The sequence below is a fragment of the Listeria sp. ILCC797 genome, from assembly GCF_900186185.1.
GTDB lineage: Bacteria > Bacillota > Bacilli > Lactobacillales > Listeriaceae > Listeria > Listeria goaensis.
Genome location: NZ_FYBS01000003.1, coordinates 112471 through 136707 on the forward strand (window position 1 = coordinate 112471; position 24237 = coordinate 136707).

A 24237-nucleotide genomic window follows, 5' to 3' on the forward strand; every position below is an offset into this window, starting at 1 on the left:
ATTAACGCTTCCTTTCATCACATTCTTCTTCTATTTCATGTAGCCATTCTTGCTCTTTTTTGGATAAATTGTATGTTTCAAGTAAGTCCTTGCGGCGTAAAAACGTTCTCCGAAGCGACTCTTTGTTTCGCCATTCCTCAATTTTCGCGTGGTTCCCACTTAAAAGAACATCTGGAACCTGCATGCCACGAAAGTCAGCGGGACGCGTATAGTGCGGATGTTCAAGCAAACCGCTTGAAAATGAATCGTGCACCGCAGAATCGGCATTGCCTAGAGCGCCTGGAAGCAGCCGAACAATGCTGTCCGTCATCGCCATTGCCCCGATTTCGCCGCCTGTCAAAATGTAGTCGCCAATTGAAACTTCGTCGGTTACAAGATGCTCGCGAATGCGTTCGTCGTAGCCCTCGTAGTGCCCACAAATAAAAATGAGTTGTTCTTCTTCTGCAAATTCTTCCGCCATTTTTTGATTAAACGGCTTACCAGCTGGATCCATCAAAATGATGCGCGGCTTTTTATGTTCGAGTTGTACATGTGACACGGCATCGAAAATGGGTTGCGCCTTGAGCAACATACCTGCGCCGCCGCCATATGGATAGTCGTCCACCACCTGATGCTTTCCTTCGGCGTATTGTCTAAAGTCTGTCACCGCAATGTCCACGATGCCTTTTTGAATCGCTTTGTTCATAATGGATTCAGATAGCATGCCGCTGAACATTTCCGGGAAGATGGATAAAATATCAATTTTCATTTAATCTAGCAACCCTTCAAGTGGCTCGATAACAATTTCCTTGCTCCCGATATCGATTTTTTTTACAACGTCAGCAATATACGGAATAAGCATTTCTTTTCCGCGCTCTGGTTTCACAACCCAAACATCATTCGCGCCTGGCGTCAAAATCTCAGTAATTTCGCCGAGCAAAAGGCCGTCTGAGGTGCGCACATGACAACCAATAATTTCATGAAAATAATACGCGTTTTCCTCTAATTCACCTAGCGCTTCTTCTGGCACTTTTAAAATGCCTTCCTTCATTTTTTCTACTTGATTAATCCCAGTGTAGCCTTCAAACGTTAGCAAGTCGAAATTTTTATGCACGCGGTGTGAGCGTACCGTAAGTTCAATTGGCGTATTTTCATTTTTTAAATACAAAAAAAGTTTATTGCCTGTGCGGTAGCGTTCGCTTGCGAAATCAGTTCTTGAAATGACGCGCACTTCGCCCATTAGTCCGTGTGTATTCACGATTTTTCCTACATTAAACATCTTTCCCATAAGTCACCTCTAGCGTATTTCTGTAATTACTCCGTCCGTTACAACAATCGTTTTACTAAGTGTGGCATCGCTCCACTCATCGCCAACTTGAACATCTACAATCGTTTCAAGCTCGCGTTCGCGAATTTCACTCCCAAGCGGTAGCGTTTCAAGTTGTTCCATTTGAAATTCCACCAACTTGATTTTCTCTTGGCGCAAGTTTAATTCATGTTCAAAATATTCATTAACACGCTCTGGCTGGTAACGGTTTTTATGTTCCACTTTTTTTTGTTCAAATAAAAGCTGTTCACTTTCTGTTTCTAAAAGGCGTTTTTGCTCTTTATAATACGTTAAAAGTTCAAGTTTGCTTTGTTCCGTCAAAACTTGCATAATGACTACTTTTTGAATGAGTTTCACTTTGCACCTCCAGACGCGTTACTACTATTTTTATTTTATCAGTTTGCCGCACACTTTCCAAAGGTTTTCTAAAAAAGCTTAGTTTTTCTTACTTGCTTTTACAAAAAGGGCGAATAAATCTTCGCTCTCTCTGTCCATTTGGAACATGAGTTCAGGGTGCCACTGGACGCCGATGAAAAAGCTTTCTAGTTCGTTTCCTTCCACAGCTTCAATCATACCGTCTTGTGTACGCGCTGTGACATGTAGACGACTAGCTACTTTTTTAACATACTGGTGGTGCAAGCTATTCACACGCTTTCTAGTGCCATGAACTGTTGCTAGTAAACTTCCTGGATCTATATCAATTAAATGGGAGCCGAGTTGTTCATCTACTTGCTGTAAGTGTTGCAAAAGCGAACCTTCTACGTACTTCCCGTCTTGATAAAGCGAACCGCCAAGCGCCACATTGACTACTTGCATACCACGGCATACTGCAAGAATTGGCGTTTTAGCTGCGAATGCTTGTTTCGTAAGTTCAATTTCAAATGCATCGCGAATGGGTGCATAATCGGCAATTTCAGGAAGCGGTTCTTCTCCGTAATAAAACGGCGTAATGTCTTGTCCTCCCGTCATTAATAAGCCATCTACTAACCCAATCATTTGCTTGGCGCTATCTGGGTCATCAATCGGGATAACAATTGGTAATCCCCCTACTTTATGAATCGCATCAACATAGCGTTGTTGCGTATATGTGACACGATGCCCGTAAAATTTATCAATACCTTTTGCGAGCCTATTTCCTGTAATCCCAATAATTGGTTTCATTTTCTCTACCTCCTGACCTCAATTTATTTTACCCCATTCAGAAGGATTTTACTCTGTTTTTGCAAAAAAGAAAAACTCGCCTGGATTTCTAGCGCCAGACGAGTCTACTTCGATTATTTTACATTTGACACAAGCCAAGTTAAAGCTTGTGAATCATTATACGCTTTTTCCCATGAGGCGTGTGGATTTGGTGCCACTAAACCAGACGGGTACTCTGTCATTTGAACTTTCTTACCTCCTGCATCTTGAATCGCTTTGACCGCTTGAAGCGAGCCTTGAACACTGTTGACAGGATCATCTTCTGCTTGGAATGTCCAAATCGGAATATCTTTAATTTTCGCAGCATCCGCTTTATCTGGCGCTAAATACCGTGCGGAACCAACTTGAATGAATTCCGAACCTTCATGATACATATAGCCAGCAATTGGCATCGCAGCCGCGAAGAAATTAGGATTCTCCGTTAACATTTTCCAAGTTCCTGTCGCTCCATTGGAAACACCTGAAATATAAATTCTTGATGTATCAATATCGTCATTTTCCGAAACTACTTTATCAATTAGTTTTTTCACTTGTTCCGTCTGCCCTTTACCGAACCAGCCTTCGCGTGCTTCGTCCCATGGAACTTGCGGTGCTAGAACGTAACTAGGCGTTGTTTGTTGGAAAGACATTCCTGAAAAAGTTTGCGGTCCATCTGTACCGAGCAATTGCATTTCATTGTCCTCACCGCGTTCACCTGAACCGTGAAGATAGACAACAAGTGGTTTTTTCTCACTACTATTCTCCCCTACTTCCGGAGAAAATAGACGATATTGCATTTTATTTTTGCCATCTTCAAATGTGCCCGCTTTAAACGTATCTAAAATAGGCGTTTTAATTTCACTAATTTTTAAAGCATCGGTTGCTGCATATTTCGTGCCTTTAGCCGATTCAATTTCGTCCGTTTGTGCAACTGTATAAGTTAAGTTTGCGCGTGTATTAATAAATTTCTCAATATCGAACACGAGTGTGCTCGCATTGGCATCATTTGGATTTAATTCTAGTACAACATATTTCCCTTTTTCACTAGGTGTGCCCGCTGTTTGCTCTTCGCTCGTATATACTGCTTGAATAGTACGACTCTTTGCTCCTGCAAAAACAGAAAAATCAGATGTCGCCAATTTATTGCCATTTATTTCTTCAGGATAAGTTAAGATGACGGCTGAGCCAACTTCTCCTTTATCCACAACTTCTGTCACTAGTTCCACTTTTTTAGCATCAATTTTCTTTGCGGCTTCTTCAGTTGATGAACAAGCTGCTAGGCTTAAGCTCGCCAAAACCAGAAACGCTAATGAGTACCATCTTTTTTTCATCCTTAAATCTCCTCTTTTCGCTCTCATTCTAAAATAGTCAACCGCAACAAAAAACAGGCAAAACCTCTTCACGATAGAAAACTACCGAAAAATTGGTTTTGCCTGCCGCACAGTAACAATCCACTATTTGATTATAGCTTAGCACAAATAGAAAGCGATTACAAAAGGCGTTTTTTCCTATTTCAAAAACTGATTTTCGCTCATTTACTAAAAATAATTATAATAAATTACATCGTATATATTTAAAAGTAATGAAATGCACAATATAAAAAGTAATTTTAAGTAAAAAGAGCTAGGCGTATTAACCCATCCAGAGAACATAAAAAGAACTCGGTTTCACCAACCGAGCTTCTTTTATTCGATGATTTCAAGGCGTACCTTTTTGGCATTTTTAGCGCCAGCTGCGTAAACGAGCGTCCGAATTGCTTTTGCGATTCGACCTTGTTTACCGATAACTCGTCCCATATCATCTTTCTTCACTGTCAATTTATAAAAAACAGTGGAATCTGTTTCTTCGATTTGAAGTAAAACATCTTCCGGATGGTCAACAAGTGGTTTTACGATGGCGATAATCAAATCTTCCATTCGCAGGCCCCTTCCTTATTTCCCTAATTTTTGGTTATGGAATTTCTCCATGATGCCTTCTTTAGACAAAATGTTACGAACAGTGTCAGAAGGTTTTGCACCATTATGCATCCATTTTAAAACTGCTTCTTCATTGATTTTAACTTCAGCAGGGTCTAGTAAAGGATTGTAAGTTCCTAGTGTTTCGATCGAACGACCGTCACGTGGGAAACGAGAATCCGCAACTACGATACGGTAGAAAGGTTTTTTATTAGAACCCATGCGTTTTAGACGAATTTTAACTGCCATGTTTATATACACCTCCATAAAGTCTTACACAAGTATATATATTACCAGTAAAGGATTTGTTTGTAAAGTGTTTTTTCTTTACAGAGTAATTTTTTCTGCATTTTCCTGGCAAATTAACGCATAAAATTTCGCATAACCCGAAATATTGTGCTCCACATCGTCAATCCGAACGCGAAACGAGTGATGCCGAATAAAAAAACTGTCCGTAATACGTGCCGGATTTTTAAAGTACATGGCTACTTCTGGATAAAACAATCCGTTTAATTGGTAGTCGGCACGCTTTTGAATGACTTCTCGCAAACGTTCTTTTGAAAACACACTTTCCAAAGGGCGATTCATTTCGAGTTTTCCGTATAGTTCATGGGCGGCAAGTGTCAGTTCGAGGAAGGTAGGAAAAGTCGTTTCACGGTGGTAAATAAAATCCAAGTTATCAAACGCATTTTGCATGCCGAACAAAACGTATTTTTCATCTGGAATGTAGGTTGCGATTTCATTTGCCGCATAGCTTAGCCAGTGATCGTGGTTGCGCCAATAGTTTTTTGCAATGAAGTTTTGAAATGCGCTCTCCGCACCTCTTAAATACGCCTCGTTTTTGCTCACGCCGTATAGACGTAGCAAGCCTAGCACGGCCTCGCCTTCGTAATAAATAATCCGAAACGGATCTTTCACTTCCATAGTTGGGGCATGCAAGACGTGTGTGAAACTGCCATCCTGTTCTTGTAGCCGTAAGATTCCCCAGGCGAGTTTTTCCGCAAGCGGAAGGTCTTCATGATTTTTCGTAAGTGTCATATATTTTGAAAAAGCAAGCAGTGCGGCAGCGTTCGCCCCGAGTTTTATTTCGCGCAGCTCCGGCTCGGTCACATACGCAAAATCTTCTTTTTCAAGGATAAAATTTTGTTTTAAATAAGTGAGGGCACGAATTGCGGCCGCTAAAATCGTTTGATTTCCTGATACTTCATACGCTTCCAGCATCGAATATGTCGTACTCGCATGGCGCAGCGTATTGTAGTGCTTAATCGTTTTATCGAAGCAAGCAAAATACCCATAATGGAATTCACCTGTTTTTTTCACTTGTTTAGCTAAATAAATCCCCGCATTTTCAACGATTTGCTTCACTCGCTGTTCAGTCAATTGTTCCTCTCGAACCCCGTGAGCTAATTCATCTGTATGTAACGTAAAAACGTCTTTCCCATCAAAAAACCAACTGTACGTGGAAAAGGTTGTCACATTCGTATAACCGTTAAGTTGCAACGGTTTTCCGTGTTTTCCCGCTTGAATCAAATAGCGATTTAAATTTTCCAGATTTAAACAAACGTCTTCTTTCCCGGCTTTTAAAACCGCATTCCCGTTTAATTCTTGCTCAAGTAAAGCTTGTTCAAATTTCTTATCAAAACAAATACCTTTGCGATAGTAATTTTTTTTCGTCTCTAAAACTTCTTTATTCCACACATGCAGAGGAAAATCTTCGTAATTAAATGCGACGTCAACTTTAAATGACACCAAATCATCTGTTTGATTTTTCTTAAGTGCTCTTAAAATATCGTCCATCAAACTTCGAAGTGACATACGACTAATATTGATTACTTTGGCGCGCTTGTTTTCATACCCGAGTGAAAGAAAACCATTCCATTTCATTTCGTAGGTCATGTTATCTTTTGAAAGCAACGTTTCCATAGCGCTATTTTCAATTTTTTTAAAAGCTGTTTCAAATGGCATCTTAAAAACTCCTTTAGAAATCTCCCCGCTCATTTCGAGCGGGAAGAATCATCATTATTTATTCGCTTTTCTACGTTTTCTACTAAACAACCCAGCTAAAGCAGCGAGCATTCCTGCACCAATCCACGGTGCTGCTGAACTTGCTTCATCTCCTGTTGAAGGAAGCGAAGAGTTCATTGCCATTCCACTACCAGATAACGTACCATCGCTATTCGAATACGTAATCGATGTTCCGCCACCAGATGATGTGTTGGAAACATTCGTTGGTAATGGAACACCTCCTCCACCCGTCTCAACATCATTTGGTTGAACTACCGCTAGTAGTGTTTCACCTGTTTTCGTTTGACCATCATAAACGGCTTTAATTGTAAAACCTAAAATATCGCCAGCTTTCAAATCTAAACCATTTGGAATGTTAAGAGTAAAATCTCCGTTCGCAGAAACCGGAATTTCAATCGTTGAACCATCCGGCAAGGTAACCACAATAAAGAATTCTGTGCCATCAGGTGCATCAGCAATGGCATCTTTTACCATAGATTTGATATCTTTATACGGAATTGTCCCTCTAACAATCTTATCCCCCGCATGAATCGGCTTAACAGACGGCCGATCAACCAAGAAATCCCTCCAGTCAATGTCAACATCGGCGTCGGCGTCAGCATCGGCATCAGCATCGGCATCAGCGTCAGCATCGGCATCAGCATCAGCGTCAGCATCGGCATCAGCATCGGCATCAGCGTCGGCATCAGCGTCAGCATCGGCATCAGCATCGGCGTCGGCATCAGCATCGGCATCAGCGTCAGCATCGGCGTCAGCATCAGCGTCGGCATCGGCATCAGCGTCAGCATCGGCATCAGCATCGGCATCAGCGTCGGCGTCGGCATCAGCATCGGCATCAGCATCAGCATCAGCATCGGCATCAGCATCGGCATCAGCATCGGCATCAGCATCGGCATCGGCATCAGCATCAGCATCAGCGTCGGCATCAGCGTCAGCATCAGCATCGGCATCAGCGTCGGCATCAGCGTCAGCATCAGCGTCGGCATCAGCATCGGCATCAGCGTCAGCATCGGCATCAGCATCAGCGTCAGCGTCGGCATCAGCGTCGGCATCGGCATCAGCATCGGCATCGGCATCAGCATCAGCATCAGCGTCGGCATCAGCGTCAGCATCAGCATCAGCGTCGGCATCAGCATCGGCATCAGCGTCAGCATCGGCATCAGCATCAGCATCAGCGTCAGCATCAGCGTCGGCATCGGCATCAGCATCGGCATCAGCATCAGCGTCAGCATCGGCATCAGCATCAGCGTCAGCATCGGCGTCAGCATCAGCGTCAGCATCGGCATCAGCGTCGGCATCAGCATCGGCATCAGCATCAGCGTCGGCATCAGCATCGGCATCAGCATCAGCGTCAGCATCGGCATCAGCGTCAGCATCGGCATCAGCATCGGCGTCAGCATCGGCATCAGCGTCAGCATCAGCATCGGCGTCAGCATCAGCGTCGGCATCGGCATCAGCATCAGCGTCAGCATCGGCATCAGCATCGGCATCGGCATCAGCATCAGCGTCAGCATCGGCATCAGCATCGGCATCAGCATCAGCATCAGCGTCGGCATCAGCGTCAGCATCAGCATCAGCGTCGGCGTCAGCATCGGCATCAGCATCAGCATCAGCATCGGCGTCAGCATCGGCATCAGCATCAGCATCAGCATCAGCATCAGCATCGGCGTCAGCATCGGCATCAGCATCAGCATCAGCATCGGCGTCAGCATCGGCATCAGCATCAGCATCAGCATCAGCATCAGCATCGGCGTCAGCATCGGCATCAGCATCAGCATCGGCGTCAGCATCGGCGTCGGCATCAGCATCGGCATCAGCATCGGCGTCAGCATCAGCGTCGGCATCAGCATCAGCATCAGCGTCGGCATCAGCATCAGCATCGGCGTCAGCATCAGCGTCAGCATCGGCATCGGCATCAGCATCGGCATCAGCGTCAGCATCGGCGTCAGCATCAGCATCGGCGTCAGCATCAGCGTCAGCATCGGCATCGGCATCAGCGTCAGCATCGGCATCAGCATCGGCGTCAGCATCGGCATCAGCGTCAGCATCAGCATCAGCGTCAGCGTCGGCATCAGCGTCAGCATCAGCATCAGCGTCGGCATCGGCATCAGCATCAGCGTCAGCATCGGCATCAGCATCGGCATCAGCATCAGCGTCGGCGTCAGCGTCGGCGTCAGCATCAGCGTCAGCATCGGCATCAGCATCGGCATCGGCATCAGCGTCGGCATCAGCATCAGCATCAGCGTCAGCATCGGCATCAGCATCAGCGTCAGCATCAGCGTCAGCATCGGCATCAGCATCAGCGTCAGCATCAGCATCGGCATCAGCGTCAGCATCGGCATCAGCATCGGCATCACCTACATCCGTAACCAATGTTCCACTCGCTGCTCCAGTTGTGAATAAGTCTACATCTAAAAAGTTATCCCCACTAATTGCTGCGAATTCTAATGTACCATCAGGTGAAGCTGGGAGTGCCATTATTCCTAAAGCTGCTAAATCAATTGTTAAAACAAATGTATTAGTTGCTGCTACACCAACAGAAGCCAATCCATGATCAATTTGCGCCCCTATTGCGTTGTGCGTAGTATCAAGTAATAAATCATTTCCCGTTACCGTTCCAGTATGTGGCGGAATTCCAATTGGTCCCACTTGAAGAAGTGGAATACTATAAGATAATGTTGTATTTGCTCGAATAGCTGGGTTAGTCAATAAACTACTTAATTCATCAGGGAGTTGAAAATACGTATAATAAGTATCTACTAGGCCTATCGATGCTAGTTGTGTCCCTGATAAAGTGAGTGTCAATTTACCATTTGCATAAACTGGATTTAGTTCTGCGTTCCCCAATAAATCAACAGTCGCTGCATCGGCTTTTATCCCCCCTAATTGAATGGTAGAATTTAGCCCATCCAAATTAAGCGAAACTGGAGAAACCATCATTGTTGTGGTTGTAACCAGTGCCGCTATTAACTTTGCTTTTCTCGCTCGCTCATCATTCAATCTTTTCTTATAGTTGACTTTATTTCTTCCCATCATTTTTCCCCCTATCGCCGTATCCCTTCGGCGAGTATTGAAAATCCATGAAAGGGCCCCCTATGTTTATCACAACTGTTCATAAAAATTTGCGTATGCTTCCCTTAACATCTACAAAGACCGAACAATTTCTTTGTCTGAAAACACGATATTAATTTTTCAGAATTATGCACCCCTCCTTCGCCTGACTACTGGATTCTCTAGTTGATTATCTATAATATAATGAGTAATGTGAAAAAAATAAAGTAAAAAGTAGCTTTCTGATAAAAATAGTTCTTTTGGTTCTTATTGAATAAAAAGTTGGATAAAATCAGGATTTTAAATACAGTCGATAGTCTTTAGTCCCTTTAGCTCATAGTAATTTGGATACAACTAAAAAGAAGTAGATTGCACACCTACTTCAAATCCGTTAATTTTTTTCAAAAAAACAAGTTTCTTCATTCGTGAAATAATTCACGTCTTAAGTTTCATAGCAAGCGAACAAAAAATGTATCAGCTTTAGAGCTAAAATTTTTTGTCGTTCGTATTAACTGCTCTAAGTATTTTAGTACTCTCAAATTAACAAACTTACTAAATAATGTTACATTGCCAAATATAGAATTGGCTATTCCGCTTTACGAGCAAAAAAGAGTTAAGGAAAATAGACAAGCAAAAAATCCAGTAATTATGCCATTTTTGAAAATGGATTTCACTGGATTTTTGCTTGTTTTTATTTATGTCACAGACTCTTTTTTGCTTTAAGATTTTTAAAACGGCATTTTAAAATTACCAAATGGATTTTTCCCTTTTTTACCTTTTCCGCCCATGCCGCCGGACATTTGTTTCATCATTTTTTTCATTTCATTGAACTGTTTGAGGAGGCGGTTTATTTCCTGAATTGGACGGCCACTTCCTCTTGCAATTCGTTTTCTGCGACTTGCGTTAATGATATCTGGATTGTCTTTTTCCATTTTTGTCATGGATTTAATGATGGCTTCGATATGACCAAGTTGCTTATCATCCACTTGCATGTTATCTAGGCCTTTCATTTTGTTAGCGCCGGGTAGCATCTTCAGGAGTTCATCAAGCGGGCCCATTTGCTTCACTTGTCCTAGTTGTTCAAGGAAATCATCAAGCGTCATGGAGTTTTCTTTCATTTTCCGCTCCATTTCACGCATTTTTTCCTGATCCACGTCAACTTGAGCTTTTTCAATAAGAGAAAGAACGTCACCCATTCCTAAAATTCGTGAAGCCATTCGGTCCGGATGGAAGGTTTCTAGGGCTTCCATTTTTTCACCCATACCGACAAATTTGATTGGCTTGCCGGTTACGGCGCGAATCGAAAGCGCGGCACCACCGCGGGTATCGCCGTCTAGTTTGGTTAGGACAACGCCGGTTACGCCGAGTTGCTCGTTGAAGCTTTCAGCGACATTGACCGCATCTTGCCCCGTCATGGAATCCACAACGAGTAAAATTTCTGCAGGATTGGCTACTTCTTTGACGTCTTTTAGTTCGCCCATCAATTCGGCGTCGATATGAAGGCGGCCGGCTGTATCGATAATTACGTAGTCTAAATGTTCTTCTTTCGCTTTTTCAATAGCTTGTTTCGCAATTTCGACAGGGCTCACTTGGTCCCCTAGGGAGAAAACGGGGATGTTCAGTTGCTTGCCTAGTGTTTCAAGCTGTTTAATTGCCGCTGGACGATAGATGTCTGCTGCAACTAAAAGCGGTTTGCGATTTTGTTTTTTGCGGAGTAAATTTGCCAGTTTCCCTGTTGTCGTCGTTTTACCGGCACCTTGAAGACCGACCATCATCACAACTGTTGGCGACTTCTCAGCCACAGCGATTTTACTTTCCTCACCGCCCATTAAATTAGTTAATTCTTCTTGGACAATTTTAATGACTTGTTGGCCTGGTGTGAGGCTTTTCATTACGTCTTGACCAACTGAGCGTTCACTTACTGTTTTAATAAAGTTTTTGACCACTTTAAAGTTAACGTCTGCCTCAAGTAAGGCTAAACGGACTTCGCGCATCATTTCTTTTACATCTTGTTCGGAAACTTTTCCTTTTCCGCGGATTTTATTCATCGTTTCTTGGAGTCTGCCTGCTAATCCTTCAAAAGCCATCTTTTTTCCTCCTAATCGATTTCTTTCAATTCTGTTAACATTCGTTCGATATTTTTATCAAAAAAAGGTTCTTTTTCGAGTTGTTCGGAAAGTTTTTTAAGAAGTGCCTCACGGCGAATGTATTTTTCCAACATGCCTAGTTTTTTTTCGTAGTTTTCGAGTCCTTCTTCAGTTCGCTTGATATTGTCGTAAACGGCTTGACGACTTACTTCAAACTCTTCAGCGATTTCACCGAGAGAAAAATCATCTAAATAATAAAGTGAAATATACGCTTTTTGTTTTTCTGTGAGTAAACCTTGGTAGAAATCAAATAGTAAATTCATTCGAGTCGTTTTATCGAACAAGCGAAACACCTCTTTCTCCCTTTTAAGATTACGTGTTTAGTCAAAGAATGTCAACTAAACAGACGAAAAATGCGACCTCAGAATTAGGCCGCATTTCGTTTATTTTTCTGCATCGATAACATCGGCGAAAAGTCCGTAAACATATTCGTTTGCATCAAAAGTCTTGAGGTCGTGAATGCCTTCGCCGAGTCCGACAAATTTAACGGGAATCTCCAGTTCATTTCGAATGGCAATGACGATACCACCTTTCGCGGTGCCGTCAAGTTTCGTGAGCACGATTCCAGATACGTCGGTTGCTTCCTTAAATTGCTTGGCTTGCACGAATGCATTTTGTCCGGTTGTAGCATCTAAGACGAGCAATACTTCATGCGGCGCGTTTGGAATTTCACGCGTGATGACACGCTTTACTTTTTCGAGCTCATTCATTAGGTTGACCTTATTCTGAAGTCGGCCTGCCGTGTCGCAAAGTAAAATATCGGCATTTTTCGCCTTAGCAGATTGTACCGCATCAAAAATCACTGCCGCTGGATCTCCGCCTTCAGCGTGTTTAATTATATCTACGCCTGCGCGTTCGCTCCAAACTTCAAGTTGGTCAATCGCGCCAGCACGAAAAGTATCACCCGCAGCAAGCACGACTTTTTTGCCTTCTTCTTTGTATTTATGCGCCAGCTTGCCAATTGTAGTTGTTTTCCCTACACCGTTCACCCCGACAAATAAAATAACCGTTAAGCCGTCACTTTGCACATTGACACGTGCATCAAACTCTTCCTCGCCTTCGTAAATCGCAACAAGCTTCTCAACGATGACCTCTTGCACTTCTTTTGGATCGCTAATATTGCGCAGTTTTACCTCATGTTTCAGTTGATCAACAAGCTCCATCACCGTTTCAAAACCAACGTCAGCACCAATTAAAACTTCTTCAATGTCTTCGAAAAAGTCATCGTCCACTTTACGGTAGCGCGCCATGATTTCATTTAATCTTCCTGAAAAACTTTTACGCGTTTTGCTTAAACCTTCTTTATATTTCTCGGTCGTTTCCTCGTTTTGACCGCTCATTTTTTCTTTTAATTTTTTGAAAAAAGTCATCGCATTGTTCTCCTTTATTTGATTAATTCTGCGGTTTCCTCTAGACGAACAGAAACTAGTTTCGAGACACCCGATTCTTGCATCGTCACGCCATAAAGGACGTCAGCCTCTTCCATCGTTCCTTTGCGGTGTGTGATAACAATAAATTGTGTGTCTGCTTCAAAATTTTTCAGATAGCGACTAAAGCGCGTCACGTTCGCCTCATCTAGTGCCGCCTCCACCTCGTCCAGAATACAAAACGGTACTGGACGAACGCGAATAATCGCGAATAATAAGGCAATCGCCGTTAGCGCACGTTCTCCCCCAGAGCGGAGCGATAAATTTTGTAACTTCTTGCCAGGAGGTTGCGCCACGATATCAATCCCCGTCGTTAGCAAATCTTCCGGGTTAAGAAGCACAAGTTCCGCGCGACCGCCGCCGAAAAGTTCAGGAAATGTAATGGCAAATTCATGTTTAATCGCCTCAAAACTTTCACCAAAACGTTTTTTCACTTCCTCGTCCATTTCGTCCATCACTTGGAACAGTGTTTCTTTCGCGTTTAATAAGTCTTCTTGCTGGCCTGTCAAGAATGTGTGACGCTCATTAATGCGGTCAAATTCTTCAATCGCGCCAATATTCACCACACCAAGTTCATCAATCGAGCGTTTCAAAAGCCGCACTTTGCTTCTAAGCGTTTCTATATCAAATGCTTCGATGCGCTTTTCTCTGGCCGCTTCTGGAGTCAACATGTAAGCCTCTTGCAAGCGCTCCGTGCGATTTCTGACGTCCACTTCCGCTTTCCCAATTTGAATTTCAGCTTTATTTTTTTGCTCTAAATAAAAACTCGCCTGATTATTCTTCTCCGCGATACGCGCCTCCAAATCAGCAATTTCCGCCTGAAGTTCCGCTTTTTCGCTGCTCAGCGTTTCAATTTGCTTGGCTACCGCTTCTTTTTGCGACCTCGTACGTTCGATTTGCTCACTAGCTTCCGTTTCGCTCGATAAGACGTTTGTTAAATTATCTTTTAGTGTCAACAATTTATTTTCGAGTTCTTCTTTTTGCAAGTAATTTTCATGAAGCGTTTCCTCGACACGACTCACGTCCGTTTTGGCCTGCTCAAACTCCGATTTCTGCACCGCAATTTTTGCTTTCAAATTGGAGAGCGTTTCCTCATCGGATTTCAGTTTGCTTTCGGCAACTTTACTTGCCTCTATCATCGTGGCGATTTCGGCATCCATTTCGGTAATTTTTGTTTCAATAGTAGCATTTTTCTGTTCTAATTCGGCTTTTTTCGCCTTTAAGCGCGTTTCTTCATCTGCCGATTCTTGCGTTTCTAAATCGTACAAGGAAAGTTGCTGATTCAGGCGTTCTAGCGCTTCTTGTTCGCGCGTTCGCTTGCCTAAAAGTTCTTGTTCGCGAAGTCGTAAGTTTTCTCCAACTAAACGCGTTTCTTCTAGCTCGTCTTGTTTTTTGTGCAAACTTTCCTTTAAATTTTTAACAACCGTTTCTTTTTCGCGTGTTTCGGTTTCGAGCTCGGCAATGGTTTTCATGAGCGTTTCAAGCTCACTCTTGCGCGTGATAATCGATGATTTCCCTTGTTTCGTCGCCCCACCGGTCATTGAACCACCAGCGTTTACGACGTCACCATCAAGCGTGACGACGCGGTAGCGATAATTAACGAGCTTTGCAAGTTGCCCAGCGCCTTTTAAATCCTTCGCGAGAATTGTCGTTCCGAGTGCATTTAAAATGACCGGTTCAATTTTCGTGTCATAACTCACCACATCGCTCGCTAACGCAACGAAAGATGGTTGATTTTTAATCATATTTCGCGTCGCATCAGGTAAATGGCGCGGCTGAATCGTGGATAGCGGCAAAAAGGTGGCGCGCCCAGCGTGCGTTTTCTTTAAAAAGCCAATTCCAGCACGCGCCGCCGCATCATCTTCCGTCACAATATTTTGCGCACTCGCGGAAAGCGCGATTTCAAGCGCCTTTTGGTATTTTTCTGGGATTTCAACAAGCTCAATTAATGCGCCAATAATTCCCGGAAGTTCATGTTTCGCTTTTAAAACTTCACGCACGCCTTGGTAAAAGCCAGCATAATCGTCTGCGAGCTCCTCTAGCGTTTCCTTACGGGACTTCATTTGTTGCACTTTTTCATAATGGCGGTACAGATCACGTTCGCTCGTTTCAAAACGAGCATTTTGTTTCGAAAGGGTCGCTTTCACTTCCTGATAAATTTCGAGTTGCTCATTTAACGCCTCTTTCAGCTCATCAAGCGCTTTGGTCGTTTCTTCTTCTGCCGCATTTAAATCCGTGCGCCCCGTCAAATGCTTCTTATTTTCATTTTCGAGCTTTTCTAACCGTATCGCCATTTGCGCAAATTCGCGGTCGATGTAGCCTAAATCGTTACGAATCGTTGTCTGTTCATATTTTAATTCAAATAAATCACTCTTGCGGCTTTCAATCGCCTCTTCCGAAACATCCGCGTATTGCGCCATTTTTTTCGTGATTGCGGCCTCTTCTTCCGTCATAACGCGAAAAGCCGTTTCCTTCGCAAGCAGCGCGTCAAGCAGCACTTGTTTCTCTAGCTCAAGCGTCTCGATTTTACTCTGAATAAGCTCGAGCGTTTCCGCGTGAGCCAGCTCATTTTCATTCCCGTGCTTTTTACGCTCTAAAAATAAATTCCGCTCGCCCTCAAGCTGTTCCAACCGCTCCGTGCTCGTTAACAACTCCGCCCGACTCACTTCGAGCGTTTCCTCCATTTTGCGCAAAGCATCTTTTCGTTCAAAAGCGCTTGTTTCTAGTTCGCTTGTTTCTTCTCGAAGTGCAATAAGCGCCGTCTGATTTTCCTGAAAATTTGTGCGCCACGAACTAAGCGTTTCCGTAATCGTCTCAATTTCCGAACTTAAAAGCGTGACTTCGAACTTTTCGAGTTCCTCCACTTGATACAAATAATCCTTGGCAATGGAAGCTTGCATTTCAAGTGGTTCCAGCTGCCCATCTAATTCGTATAAAATATCTTGCACGCGATTTAAATTTTCTTCCGTTTCAAACAATTTATTTTCCGCTTGTTTTTTGCGGTTTTTATATTTCAAAACACCAGCTGCCTCTTCAAAAATTGAACGACGCTCTTCCGGCTTACTATTTAAAATTTCATCGATTTTCCCTTGCGAAATAATCGACATCGATTCGCGCCCAAGCCCAGAATCCATAAATAAGTCGACAATATCTTTTAAACGACAACTTTGTTTGTTAATCAAAAATTCGCTATCGCCGTTTCGGTAAATCCGCCGCGTCACATAAACTTCGCTATACTCAAGCGGCAAAAAATGATCGTTGTTGTCTAAAACGAGGGAAACTTCCGCAAAATTGATTGGCTTACGGGTATCGCTACCCGCAAAAATAACATCGCCCATTCGACCGCCGCGAAGACTCTTCGCAGATTGCTCACCAAGAACCCAGCGAATCGCTTCCGTAATATTACTTTTTCCACTTCCGTTTGGCCCGACAACCGCCGTCATACCCGGTACAAAATCAATCGCCACTTTGTCCGCAAATGATTTAAAGCCATTCATTTCAAGTCGTTTTAAAAGCACGCAAGAATCCCCCTTCCTAGTCTACGCGCAAAACTTGCCGTATCGCATACTCTGCCGCATTTTGCTCTGCCTGTTTTTTTGTTCGCCCCGTCCCTTTCCCGAGGACTTGCCCGTTCACAACAACTTGCGCTTCAAACGCTTTGTTATGAGCTGGCCCTGTTTCGCCTAAAATATCATATTGAATAAGGACGTCGCGGTCCCGCTGCACAATTTCCTGCAACTGCGTTTTAAAATCAACCGTTTGCATATAAATGCCTGTATCGATTTTCGGAAAGACAAGCCGTTCTAAAAAGCGAATGACCGCCTGAATGCCGTTATCCAAATAAAGTGCGCCAATAAAGGACTCAAAAACGTCAGCGAGGAGCGCTGGTCTTGTTCTGCCTCCCGCTTTTTCTTCTCCTTTTCCTAAGCGAATGTATTTCGAAAAATGGACCATCTCGGCAAATTCAACGAGCGACGGCTCACACACGATTGCAGCGCGCATTTTCGTCATTTGTCCTTCTGCCATATCAGGGTATTTTTTAAATAAATAATCAGAAACAGTAAGTTCTAGCACGGCATCGCCTAGAAACTCAAGTCGCTCGTTATCTTGTAATTCTTCATGTCTATGTTCGTTCACATAAGAAGAGTGTGTAAATGCGGTTTGCAAAAGCGCCACATTCGCGAAGTCAAACCCCACACTTTCTTGTAATTCTTCCCATCTATTCATCAACTTGCTCCTCTCCAAATCTTTCTAGCGTCGTGACAAATTGTCATTCGTCTAGCTGTTCGGCGTTAAATTCACAAGTTCATTTTCTAAACAGCCTAAATTTAGCTGCTTAGAAAATGAACCTCAGTCGAAAAAGAGGCTGCCTAAAATCGTTTTGCTCGCGCCGAGGCCTGAACAAAGCGACTAAGACACCCTCATTTATCTCGTCACATTATTATGCATTTGCCTCTATGTACTTCACTGCGTCACCAACTGTAGCAATTTCAGCAGCGTCGTCATCAGAGATTTCAACTCCAAATTCGTCTTCAAGTTCCATTACAAGTTCAACAACGTCTAGGGAATCAGCACCTAGATCATCTTTGAAGGAAGCTTCTAAAGTTACTTTGGATTCTTCGACACCTAAACGGTCAACGATGATTTTTGTAACTTTTTCCAATACTTCTGCCATTATTACTTCACCTCCCTCCAAGTATTATAAAGTATTTCACGCGTGGCGTAAACTATTATTTTATCAGACTCCTGACAAAGTCATTAAATCCCTTACATGCTCATGCCGCCGTCGATAGAAAGCACTTGACCTGTAATGTAGCTAGACTCATCACTCGCCAAAAATTTCACTGCATTTGCGATATCTTTCGTTTTACCATACGCCCCGAGCGGAATTTGCGCAAGCATAAGCTCTTTTGTGTTTTCATCTAGTTCGTCGGTCATTTCAGTTTCGATAAAACCAGGTGCGACAGCGTTGACGTTAATACCCCGTGGCGCTAGTTCACGCGCAGTCGTTTTCGTCAAACCGATCATGCCCGCTTTACTTGCCACGTAGTTCGCTTGACCAGCGTTACCGATAATCCCAACGACAGAAGTCATGTTGATGATTTTCCCAGCGCGCTGCTTCATCATCGTCCGCGCAACTGCCTTCGTGCAAAGAAATGTCCCTTTTAAGTTGATGTTGATGACATCGTCCCATTCGTCTTCTTTCATACGCATGAGTAAATTATCGCGTGTAATTCCAGCGTTGTTGACCAAAATGTCAATACGACCGAAACGATTCGTGACTTCTTTAAAGAAAGCTTGCACTTCTTCTTCACTCGAAACATCAGCCTTCATCGCTTCCGCTTCCACGCCGAATTCGCTCACTAAATCAAGTGTTTCCTTAGCCGCATCAGCGCGGCCGCCGTAGTTGAAGAAAATATTTGCGCCTTCTTTTGCAAGCGCCAAAACGATTTCGCGACCAATGCCACGTGAGCCACCTGTTACAACCGCAACTTTTCCTTTTAATGTCATGCTAAATCCCCCTTTAGTGCTTGCGCAACTTCTTGAATGCTCGCCGCGTCACCTGCCGCAAGAACCGTCACATCGCGATTAATTTTTTTAATCAAGCCAGAAACCACTTTTCCAGCGCCAATTTCAACAAACGTATCCACGCCTTTTTCGATAAGCGCTTCAATTGTTTGCTCCCATTTAACTGGCGAATAAATTTGGGCAACCAATTTCTCGTGCAAGTCTGCTTCATTTGTCGTAAAGGCCACATCAACATTATTTACTACGGGAATAAAGCCAGTTTTAAATGTCACTTGATCAAGAACTGCGCCGAATTTTTCGGCTGCTGGTTTCATAAGCGCCGAATGAAACGGCCCGCTTACAGCAAGTGGCAAGACGCGTTTCGCACCGCGCTCTTTAAGACGAGTGGACGCTTCTTCAATGCCCGCTGCCGTACCAGAAATAACAATTTGTCCAGGGCAATTATAGTTGGCGATTTGAACCGGCTCACTAATTTCAGCAAGCTCAGCCGAAATTGCATCTGCATCAAGACCAAGTACAGCCGCCATCGCACCTGCTCCGTTTGGAACGGCCGCTTCCATCAATTTGCCACGTTCATGTACTAAAAATGCCGCATCCGCTTCATCTAAAAAGCCCGCCGCAACCAGTGCGCTATATTCGCCAAGGCTGTGCCCAGCAACAAAATCAGCTTTCACACCATACGTTTCAAGCGCACGTAAAATCGCAACACTTGTTGAAACTAAAGCAGGTTGTGCATTTTCTGATTTTGTTAAGCGTTCGATAGGTCCTTCTTGAATGATGTCCGTTAACGAAAACCCTAATTTTGCGTCCGCCGCGTCGTACACGTGTTTTGCTTCAGGATACGCCTCTCTAACGTCCATTCCCATACCTACTTTTTGTGACCCTTGTCCCGGAAATACAAATGCAATTTTACTCATGACTCGCTTCCTCCTAATTTCCCTTTATCAATTTCGGCTTTAATCGTACCAACCATATCTTTTTGTACCATGTCGCGCGCTTGGCGAATCGTTGTGAAAATCCCGTGCGCATTAGACGAGCCGTGCGCCTTAATAACTGGTGCTGAAACGCCGAATAAACACGCACCGCCGTATTCGCTATAATCCATTTTCGCTTTCAATTCGAGCAAGTCCTTTTTAAGTACGCCCGCAGCGAGTTTATTTTTAAATCCGTTCATCAAACTCATTTTTAGCATCGAGAAGAAAGCCGCACCAGTGCCTTCGAGGCTTTTTAAAACCATGTTGCCCGTGAAGCCGTCTGTTACAACGACATCCGCCACGTCCATGAGCAAATCACGTGACTCAATGTTGCCGATAAAGTTGTACGCCGTTTGTTCTTTCATGAGGGCGAACGCTTTTTTCGTCAGCTCGTTCCCTTTCGTTTCTTCCGTACCAATGTTTAACAGCCCAATACGCGGTCGTTCGATTTTCCGCACTTTTTCCGCATAAACCGAACCCATCAGCCCAAACTGCAACAAATGCTCAGGCTTCGCCTCCGAGTTCGCGCCAAGGTCAAGCATCACAAACCCTTTTCCACTTATTGTAGGTAAAGTGGGGGCTAGTGCTGGCCGGTCGATTCCCTTGATTCGTCCAATGACGAAAAGCCCAGTGGACATGAGCGCGCCTGTGTTCCCAGCTGAAATGCAAGCATCCGCTTGACCATCTTTCACAGCTTGTGCCGCAAGCACCATCGAAGAATTCTTCTTACGTTTGACCGCCCGCACTGGTTCATCATCACTTTCAATTTTTTCATCTGTATGTATAATCTCTACGCGCGTTTTATCCGTTAAAAATTCTAAAATTTGTTTTTCATCACCAAAAAGCAGAAACTCAAGATCTTTAAACTGGGCTACTGCTTGCATAACACCAAGAACAATTTCTTTTGGTGCATTGTCACCGCCCATTGCATCGATTGCTATTTTCATTATCGTCAGTCCTTTTTATTTTTTTCAGTGGCGTGATACATTTCAAACTTTCCTTTTAAAATAATTTCATCACCCACATAGCTTTTCACATCTACAATTGTGATGGATCTTTCGTTTGTTTGCGGCCTGACAGTTGCCTTCGCAATCACTCGCTCACCTTGTTTCACTTGGCGAACAAACCTAACCGTTGCTTGCGTTGTGAGCGCTAAGTCATTTGGAATGACCGCTGTTGCGAGCGAATTGGCTTGCGCGAACAAATGATGACCACGCGCAATTTGATTTCGTTTAAACACGTGTTCCGAGCTTACATCAAATAATGAAATGGCACTTTTACTTGGTTTAATGTCAATAATTTCGCCGATAACTTCTTCAAGCGGGATACTTTTCACAGAATCTGAGTAGTTTTCGCTAGCAACATGCTTGATGCGCTCACGAAGTTCTGGGATAGAGAGCGCCACGCGGTCAAGACGGATAGTTTGCACACTCACATCAAATTCCGTAGCAAGTTCCTCATCCGTAATAAACGGGTTGGACGCTAACACGTCTTGCAACTTTGTTTGTCGCTCTTTCTTTGAATATTTTTTCATTCAGGCTACACATCCCTTTATTTTGTGATACTAATACCTGCTACTAAATTTTGAATAGACGAACGCACATTTTTCCTTCTGCCACCTTTTGAAAAACTCGTACGCTAATATGTTATAAAAAAAGCGCCTTACTTGCAAGTTTTTTCTATAAAACCTAATCGAGCTTTTGCTCAGAAAAAACGCCAAGTTCGTCTAAAATTTCGTTTAGTTTCTGGTATTCCGGGTTTTCGAGCATATTTTTTTCGGTCATTAAAACGAGTGCATCTGTACGCGCTACTTCTAAAACGCGGTAGTCGTGCACCATGTCTGCGACTTTAAATTCCGGAATGCCGCTTTGTTTCTTGCCAAAAAAGTCGCCTGGTCCGCGCAGTTCTAAGTCACGTTCGCTAAGTACGAAGCCGTCGTTCGTTTCGGTCATGATGGTCATGCGTTCTTTCCCGACTTCGGTTTTAGGATCGGCAAGCAGGATACAATACGACTGACTGCTACCGCGGCCGACCCGTCCGCGCAATTGGTGGAGTTGTGACAAGCCAAACCGATCTGCGTCGTAAATGACCATCATTGTCGCGTTGGGCACGTTTACGCCGACTTCGACAACCGTGGTGGACACGAGGCAATCGATTTTTTTATCATAAAAAGCACGCATGAGCGCCTCTTTGTCGGCCGGCAGAAGCTTTCCGTGCATGAGTCCTGGCGTATGACGACCGCGCCATTTATTTTGCAGTAAATTATAAAAATCGACTGCATTTTGCACATCTAGTTTTTCCGATTCCTCGATGAGCGGACAAATGACGTAGGCTTGATGTCCTTTTTCGATTTCTTTTTCGATAAAACCGATGACGCGTTCTAACATGTCATGTTTGACCCAAAACGTTTCAATATTTTTGCGCCCTGCTGGCAGTTCATCAATAATCGAAACGTCCATTTCGCCAAAAGCCGTAATCGCAAGCGTCCGCGGAATTGGGGTTGCCGTCATAAAGAGCACATCTGGATACTCGCCTTTTTCGCGGAGAATGCGCCGCTGATCCACGCCAAAGCGGTGCTGTTCATCAGTAATGACAAGGCCTAGGCGATGATAAATCACTTCGTCTTGAATGAGCGCATGCGTCCCGACTAAAATATCAATTTCACCCGTTTCGAGTAAAGCTAAGAGTTCCTTGCGCTTTTTGCCTTTCACACTACTCGTCAAAAGTCCGACCGTAATATCGAATGGCTGAAGCAACTCGACAAGCGAATCCGCATGTTGTTCGGCTAAAATTTCTGTTGGTACCATGAGCGCGCTCTGAAAGCCGCTTTTTGCCGCCGCAAACATCGCAATGCTTGCCACTACCGTTTTTCCAGAACCAACGTCCCCTTGCAGGAGGCGATTCATATGCAGATGCGATTTTAAATCCCCGCAAATCTCATTGACAACGCGTTTTTGAGCGTCGGTAAGCGGAAATGGCAGCGCGTCAATGTATGCACGCAATTCTTCGACATTGTAGTCAATCTGAATGCCACCAGAACGCTCGCGCTCAATTTTACGGAAATACTGCATCTTCAATTGGAAAAGTAGAAACTCTTCGTACACCATTCGGCGACGCGCCTGCTTCAAGTCATCATCGTTTGTTGGAAAATGGAGTTTGGCAACCGCCTCGTAGCGACCGATTAATTGGTACTTGTCGAGCAATTCTTGCGGCAAGATTTCTTCGATGTCACGCCCAAATAGCTCAAACGCATTTTTCAAATGTTTTTGAATGGTCTTGTTGCGCATATTGCCCTTTAGACGGTAGACGCCCTCCAAACTCTCTTCGGTAGATTTTTGGCCGCTTTGAAATTTGCTAGCCGTAATTTGCGCACGATTTTTGTCCCATTTACCGGAAATTGTGACCGCATCTCCAAGCGCCACCTTGCTTTTTAAATAGGGCTGGTTAAAAAAGTCGACTTTTAAAATTTGACCGTCTGCCGATAAACGAAACGATAGCTTTGATTTTTTTCGACCATAAAAAGCGACGGTTGGTTCGGTTAAAACTTCACCATAAACGGTGATGCGGCTTCCGTTCTCTACGACGGACAAATCCCGCATGCGATAGTCTTCGTACCGATACGGGAAGTTCCAAAGCAAATCATATATCGTTTGGATACCGAGTTCGCGAAACGTTTTCGCGGTTTCTTCACCAATGCCTTTTAGTTCTGTGAGTGGAATGCGCGAAAGCTTACTCACCGATTCCTTCTGGCGACAGGCCGAAGATTTTCGCTTGAATCATTCGACCGGTTGGAGTTGCCGCCAATCCTCCTTCTGCTGTTTCTCTTAAGCTGCTAGGCATTTGAAGACCAACGCGGTGCATCGCTTCGATGACTTCATCACACGGAATTCGGCTTTCAATTCCAGCAAGCGCCATATCGGCTGAAATAATCGCTTGTGAGGAACCTAGCGCATTGCGTTTGACGCAAGGTACTTCTACAAGGCCAGCAACTGGGTCACAAACAAGGCCGAGCATGTTCTTCATCGTCATGGCCATCGCATGGGCGGACTGCTCGGGCGTACCGCCTGCTGCTTCAACTACGGCCGCTGATGCCATCGCACTTGCCGAACCTACTTCTGCTTGACAGCCACCTGCCGCGCCGCTTATAAACGCATTGTTGGCAACGACGAAACCGAATGCGCCAGCGGTAAACAAAAAGTTCACCATTTGGTCGTGCGTTAAATTTAGGCGCTCCTTTACCGCGAATAAAACGCCTGGAACAACACCTGCGCTGCCAGCTGTGGGCGTTGCGCAGATAACTCCCATCGCCGCGTTCACCTCATTCGTCGCAATCGCTTTTGCTACAGAATCCAAAAGAACTTCTCCGGATAAAAACTGTCCTTTTTGGATATACTCTTTCATTAAGACGGCGTCACCGCCAGTTAAGCCTGTAGTGGATTGAACGCCCTTTTCACCTTCTAAAATGGCGTCTTCCATCACTTGAAGATTTTTTGCCATCGCCGAAGTGACTTCCGCACGGCTTAAGCCGGAAACGTTCATTTCGCGCTCAATCATAATTTCAGAAATCGGTTTCGCTTCCCGATTTGCTATGTCCACGAGTTCTTTCACTGTCCGGAACATCTTATCTAACTCCTTCCAAAAGAC

At 44.1% G+C, this 24237-nt stretch carries 21 protein-coding genes; all 21 read right to left on the bottom strand.

Going from position 1 to position 24237, the window contains the following annotated elements; all coding sequences use genetic code 11:
* Position 1: 1 nt before the first annotated feature.
* Positions 2-748: a tRNA (guanosine(37)-N1)-methyltransferase TrmD gene (trmD, locus tag BN1609_RS04395; protein WP_088809535.1), complete on the bottom strand. Its 747-nt coding sequence runs from the start codon at positions 746-748 to the stop codon at positions 2-4.
* Entirely contained in the window at positions 749-1267 is a 519-nt protein-coding gene (rimM, locus tag BN1609_RS04400) for a ribosome maturation factor RimM (RefSeq protein ID WP_088809534.1), read from the bottom strand.
* Between the two features lie 9 nt (positions 1268-1276).
* On the bottom strand, positions 1277-1663 hold the full coding sequence (locus BN1609_RS04405; RefSeq protein ID WP_088809533.1) for a YlqD family protein: 387 nt from the start codon (positions 1661-1663) through the stop codon (positions 1277-1279).
* Between the two features lie 78 nt (positions 1664-1741).
* Positions 1742-2467 carry a gamma-glutamyl-gamma-aminobutyrate hydrolase family protein gene (locus tag BN1609_RS04410; RefSeq protein ID WP_088809532.1) on the bottom strand — a complete coding sequence of 242 codons (726 nt, stop codon included), beginning with the start codon at positions 2465-2467 and terminating at the stop codon, positions 1742-1744.
* 113 nt (positions 2468-2580) lie between these two features.
* Positions 2581-3816: a prolyl oligopeptidase family serine peptidase gene (locus tag BN1609_RS04415; protein ID WP_088840551.1), complete on the bottom strand. Its 1236-nt coding sequence runs from the start codon at positions 3814-3816 to the stop codon at positions 2581-2583.
* A 354-nt stretch (positions 3817-4170) separates the two neighbouring features.
* Complete coding sequence (locus tag BN1609_RS04420; RefSeq protein ID WP_088809530.1) at positions 4171-4401, bottom strand: KH domain-containing protein; 231 nt, start codon at positions 4399-4401, stop codon at positions 4171-4173.
* Between the two features lie 15 nt (positions 4402-4416).
* The gene (gene rpsP / locus BN1609_RS04425; RefSeq protein ID WP_088809529.1) at positions 4417-4689 is read right to left on the bottom strand and encodes a 30S ribosomal protein S16; all 273 of its coding nucleotides are present in this window, start codon (positions 4687-4689) and stop codon (positions 4417-4419) included.
* Between the two features lie 78 nt (positions 4690-4767).
* Complete coding sequence (locus BN1609_RS04430) at positions 4768-6405, bottom strand: poly(glycerol-phosphate) alpha-glucosyltransferase (RefSeq protein ID WP_088816137.1); 1638 nt, start codon at positions 6403-6405, stop codon at positions 4768-4770.
* Positions 6406-6459: 54 nt separating this feature from the next.
* Positions 6460-9498 carry an Lmo1799 family Asp-Ala repeat surface protein gene (locus BN1609_RS14050; RefSeq protein ID WP_369821882.1) on the bottom strand — a complete coding sequence of 1013 codons (3039 nt, stop codon included), beginning with the start codon at positions 9496-9498 and terminating at the stop codon, positions 6460-6462.
* 746 nt (positions 9499-10244) lie between these two features.
* Positions 10245-11603, bottom strand: coding sequence for a signal recognition particle protein (ffh, locus tag BN1609_RS04440; protein WP_088809526.1), 1359 nt, complete (start codon positions 11601-11603; stop codon positions 10245-10247).
* An 11-nt stretch (positions 11604-11614) separates the two neighbouring features.
* Positions 11615-11947 carry a putative DNA-binding protein gene (locus BN1609_RS04445; RefSeq protein ID WP_088809525.1) on the bottom strand — a complete coding sequence of 111 codons (333 nt, stop codon included), beginning with the start codon at positions 11945-11947 and terminating at the stop codon, positions 11615-11617.
* Between the two features lie 99 nt (positions 11948-12046).
* Complete coding sequence (ftsY, locus tag BN1609_RS04450; RefSeq protein ID WP_208611162.1) at positions 12047-13033, bottom strand: signal recognition particle-docking protein FtsY; 987 nt, start codon at positions 13031-13033, stop codon at positions 12047-12049.
* Between the two features lie 14 nt (positions 13034-13047).
* The gene (smc, locus tag BN1609_RS04455) at positions 13048-16608 is read right to left on the bottom strand and encodes a chromosome segregation protein SMC (RefSeq protein ID WP_088825433.1); all 3561 of its coding nucleotides are present in this window, start codon (positions 16606-16608) and stop codon (positions 13048-13050) included.
* 16 nt (positions 16609-16624) lie between these two features.
* Positions 16625-17317, bottom strand: coding sequence for a ribonuclease III (rnc, locus tag BN1609_RS04460; protein WP_088809522.1), 693 nt, complete (start codon positions 17315-17317; stop codon positions 16625-16627).
* Between the two features lie 214 nt (positions 17318-17531).
* Entirely contained in the window at positions 17532-17765 is a 234-nt protein-coding gene (locus BN1609_RS04465; RefSeq protein ID WP_007476458.1) for an acyl carrier protein, read from the bottom strand.
* A 92-nt stretch (positions 17766-17857) separates the two neighbouring features.
* On the bottom strand, positions 17858-18601 hold the full coding sequence (gene fabG, locus BN1609_RS04470; RefSeq protein WP_088809521.1) for a 3-oxoacyl-[acyl-carrier-protein] reductase: 744 nt from the start codon (positions 18599-18601) through the stop codon (positions 17858-17860).
* The gene (gene fabD, locus BN1609_RS04475) at positions 18598-19536 is read right to left on the bottom strand and encodes an ACP S-malonyltransferase (protein WP_088809520.1); all 939 of its coding nucleotides are present in this window, start codon (positions 19534-19536) and stop codon (positions 18598-18600) included. The genes fabG and fabD overlap by 4 nt, the downstream gene beginning before the upstream one ends.
* The gene (gene plsX, locus BN1609_RS04480) at positions 19533-20540 is read right to left on the bottom strand and encodes a phosphate acyltransferase PlsX (RefSeq protein WP_088809519.1); all 1008 of its coding nucleotides are present in this window, start codon (positions 20538-20540) and stop codon (positions 19533-19535) included. Before plsX ends, fabD begins: the two co-directional genes overlap by 4 nt.
* A 5-nt stretch (positions 20541-20545) precedes the next feature.
* Positions 20546-21127 carry a transcription factor FapR gene (fapR, locus tag BN1609_RS04485; RefSeq protein WP_088809518.1) on the bottom strand — a complete coding sequence of 194 codons (582 nt, stop codon included), beginning with the start codon at positions 21125-21127 and terminating at the stop codon, positions 20546-20548.
* Between the two features lie 154 nt (positions 21128-21281).
* Positions 21282-23330: an ATP-dependent DNA helicase RecG gene (gene recG / locus BN1609_RS04490; protein WP_088840552.1), complete on the bottom strand. Its 2049-nt coding sequence runs from the start codon at positions 23328-23330 to the stop codon at positions 21282-21284.
* The gene (gene sdaAA / locus BN1609_RS04495; RefSeq protein WP_088809516.1) at positions 23323-24213 is read right to left on the bottom strand and encodes an L-serine ammonia-lyase, iron-sulfur-dependent, subunit alpha; all 891 of its coding nucleotides are present in this window, start codon (positions 24211-24213) and stop codon (positions 23323-23325) included. Before sdaAA ends, recG begins: the two co-directional genes overlap by 8 nt.
* Positions 24214-24237 lie beyond the last annotated feature (24 nt).

Bases quoted from the DNA above. Each gene is read 5' to 3' on its own strand.
- trmD (WP_088809535.1), bottom strand. From the start codon at position 748: ATGAAAATTGATATTTTATCCATCTTCCCGGAAATGTTCAGCGGCATG.
- rimM (WP_088809534.1), bottom strand. From the start codon at position 1,267: ATGGGAAAGATGTTTAATGTAGGAAAAATCGTGAATACACACGGACTA.
- plsX (WP_088809519.1), bottom strand. From the start codon at position 20,540: ATGAAAATAGCAATCGATGCAATGGGCGGTGACAATGCACCAAAAGAA.
- BN1609_RS04430 (WP_088816137.1), bottom strand. From the start codon at position 6,405: ATGCCATTTGAAACAGCTTTTAAAAAAATTGAAAATAGCGCTATGGAA.
- rpsP (WP_088809529.1), bottom strand. From the start codon at position 4,689: ATGGCAGTTAAAATTCGTCTAAAACGCATGGGTTCTAATAAAAAACCT.
- BN1609_RS04420 (WP_088809530.1), bottom strand. From the start codon at position 4,401: ATGGAAGATTTGATTATCGCCATCGTAAAACCACTTGTTGACCATCCG.
- fapR (WP_088809518.1), bottom strand. From the start codon at position 21,127: ATGAAAAAATATTCAAAGAAAGAGCGACAAACAAAGTTGCAAGACGTG.
- fabG (WP_088809521.1), bottom strand. From the start codon at position 18,601: ATGACATTAAAAGGAAAAGTTGCGGTTGTAACAGGTGGCTCACGTGGC.
- ftsY (WP_208611162.1), bottom strand. From the start codon at position 13,033: ATGACTTTTTTCAAAAAATTAAAAGAAAAAATGAGCGGTCAAAACGAG.
- BN1609_RS04415 (WP_088840551.1), bottom strand. From the start codon at position 3,816: ATGAAAAAAAGATGGTACTCATTAGCGTTTCTGGTTTTGGCGAGCTTA.
- BN1609_RS04465 (WP_007476458.1), bottom strand. From the start codon at position 17,765: ATGGCAGAAGTATTGGAAAAAGTTACAAAAATCATCGTTGACCGTTTA.
- BN1609_RS14050 (WP_369821882.1), bottom strand. From the start codon at position 9,498: ATGGGAAGAAATAAAGTCAACTATAAGAAAAGATTGAATGATGAGCGA.
- rnc (WP_088809522.1), bottom strand. From the start codon at position 17,317: ATGAATAGATGGGAAGAATTACAAGAAAGTGTGGGGTTTGACTTCGCG.
- fabD (WP_088809520.1), bottom strand. From the start codon at position 19,536: ATGAGTAAAATTGCATTTGTATTTCCGGGACAAGGGTCACAAAAAGTA.
- sdaAA (WP_088809516.1), bottom strand. From the start codon at position 24,213: ATGTTCCGGACAGTGAAAGAACTCGTGGACATAGCAAATCGGGAAGCG.
- BN1609_RS04410 (WP_088809532.1), bottom strand. From the start codon at position 2,467: ATGAAACCAATTATTGGGATTACAGGAAATAGGCTCGCAAAAGGTATT.
- ffh (WP_088809526.1), bottom strand. From the start codon at position 11,603: ATGGCTTTTGAAGGATTAGCAGGCAGACTCCAAGAAACGATGAATAAA.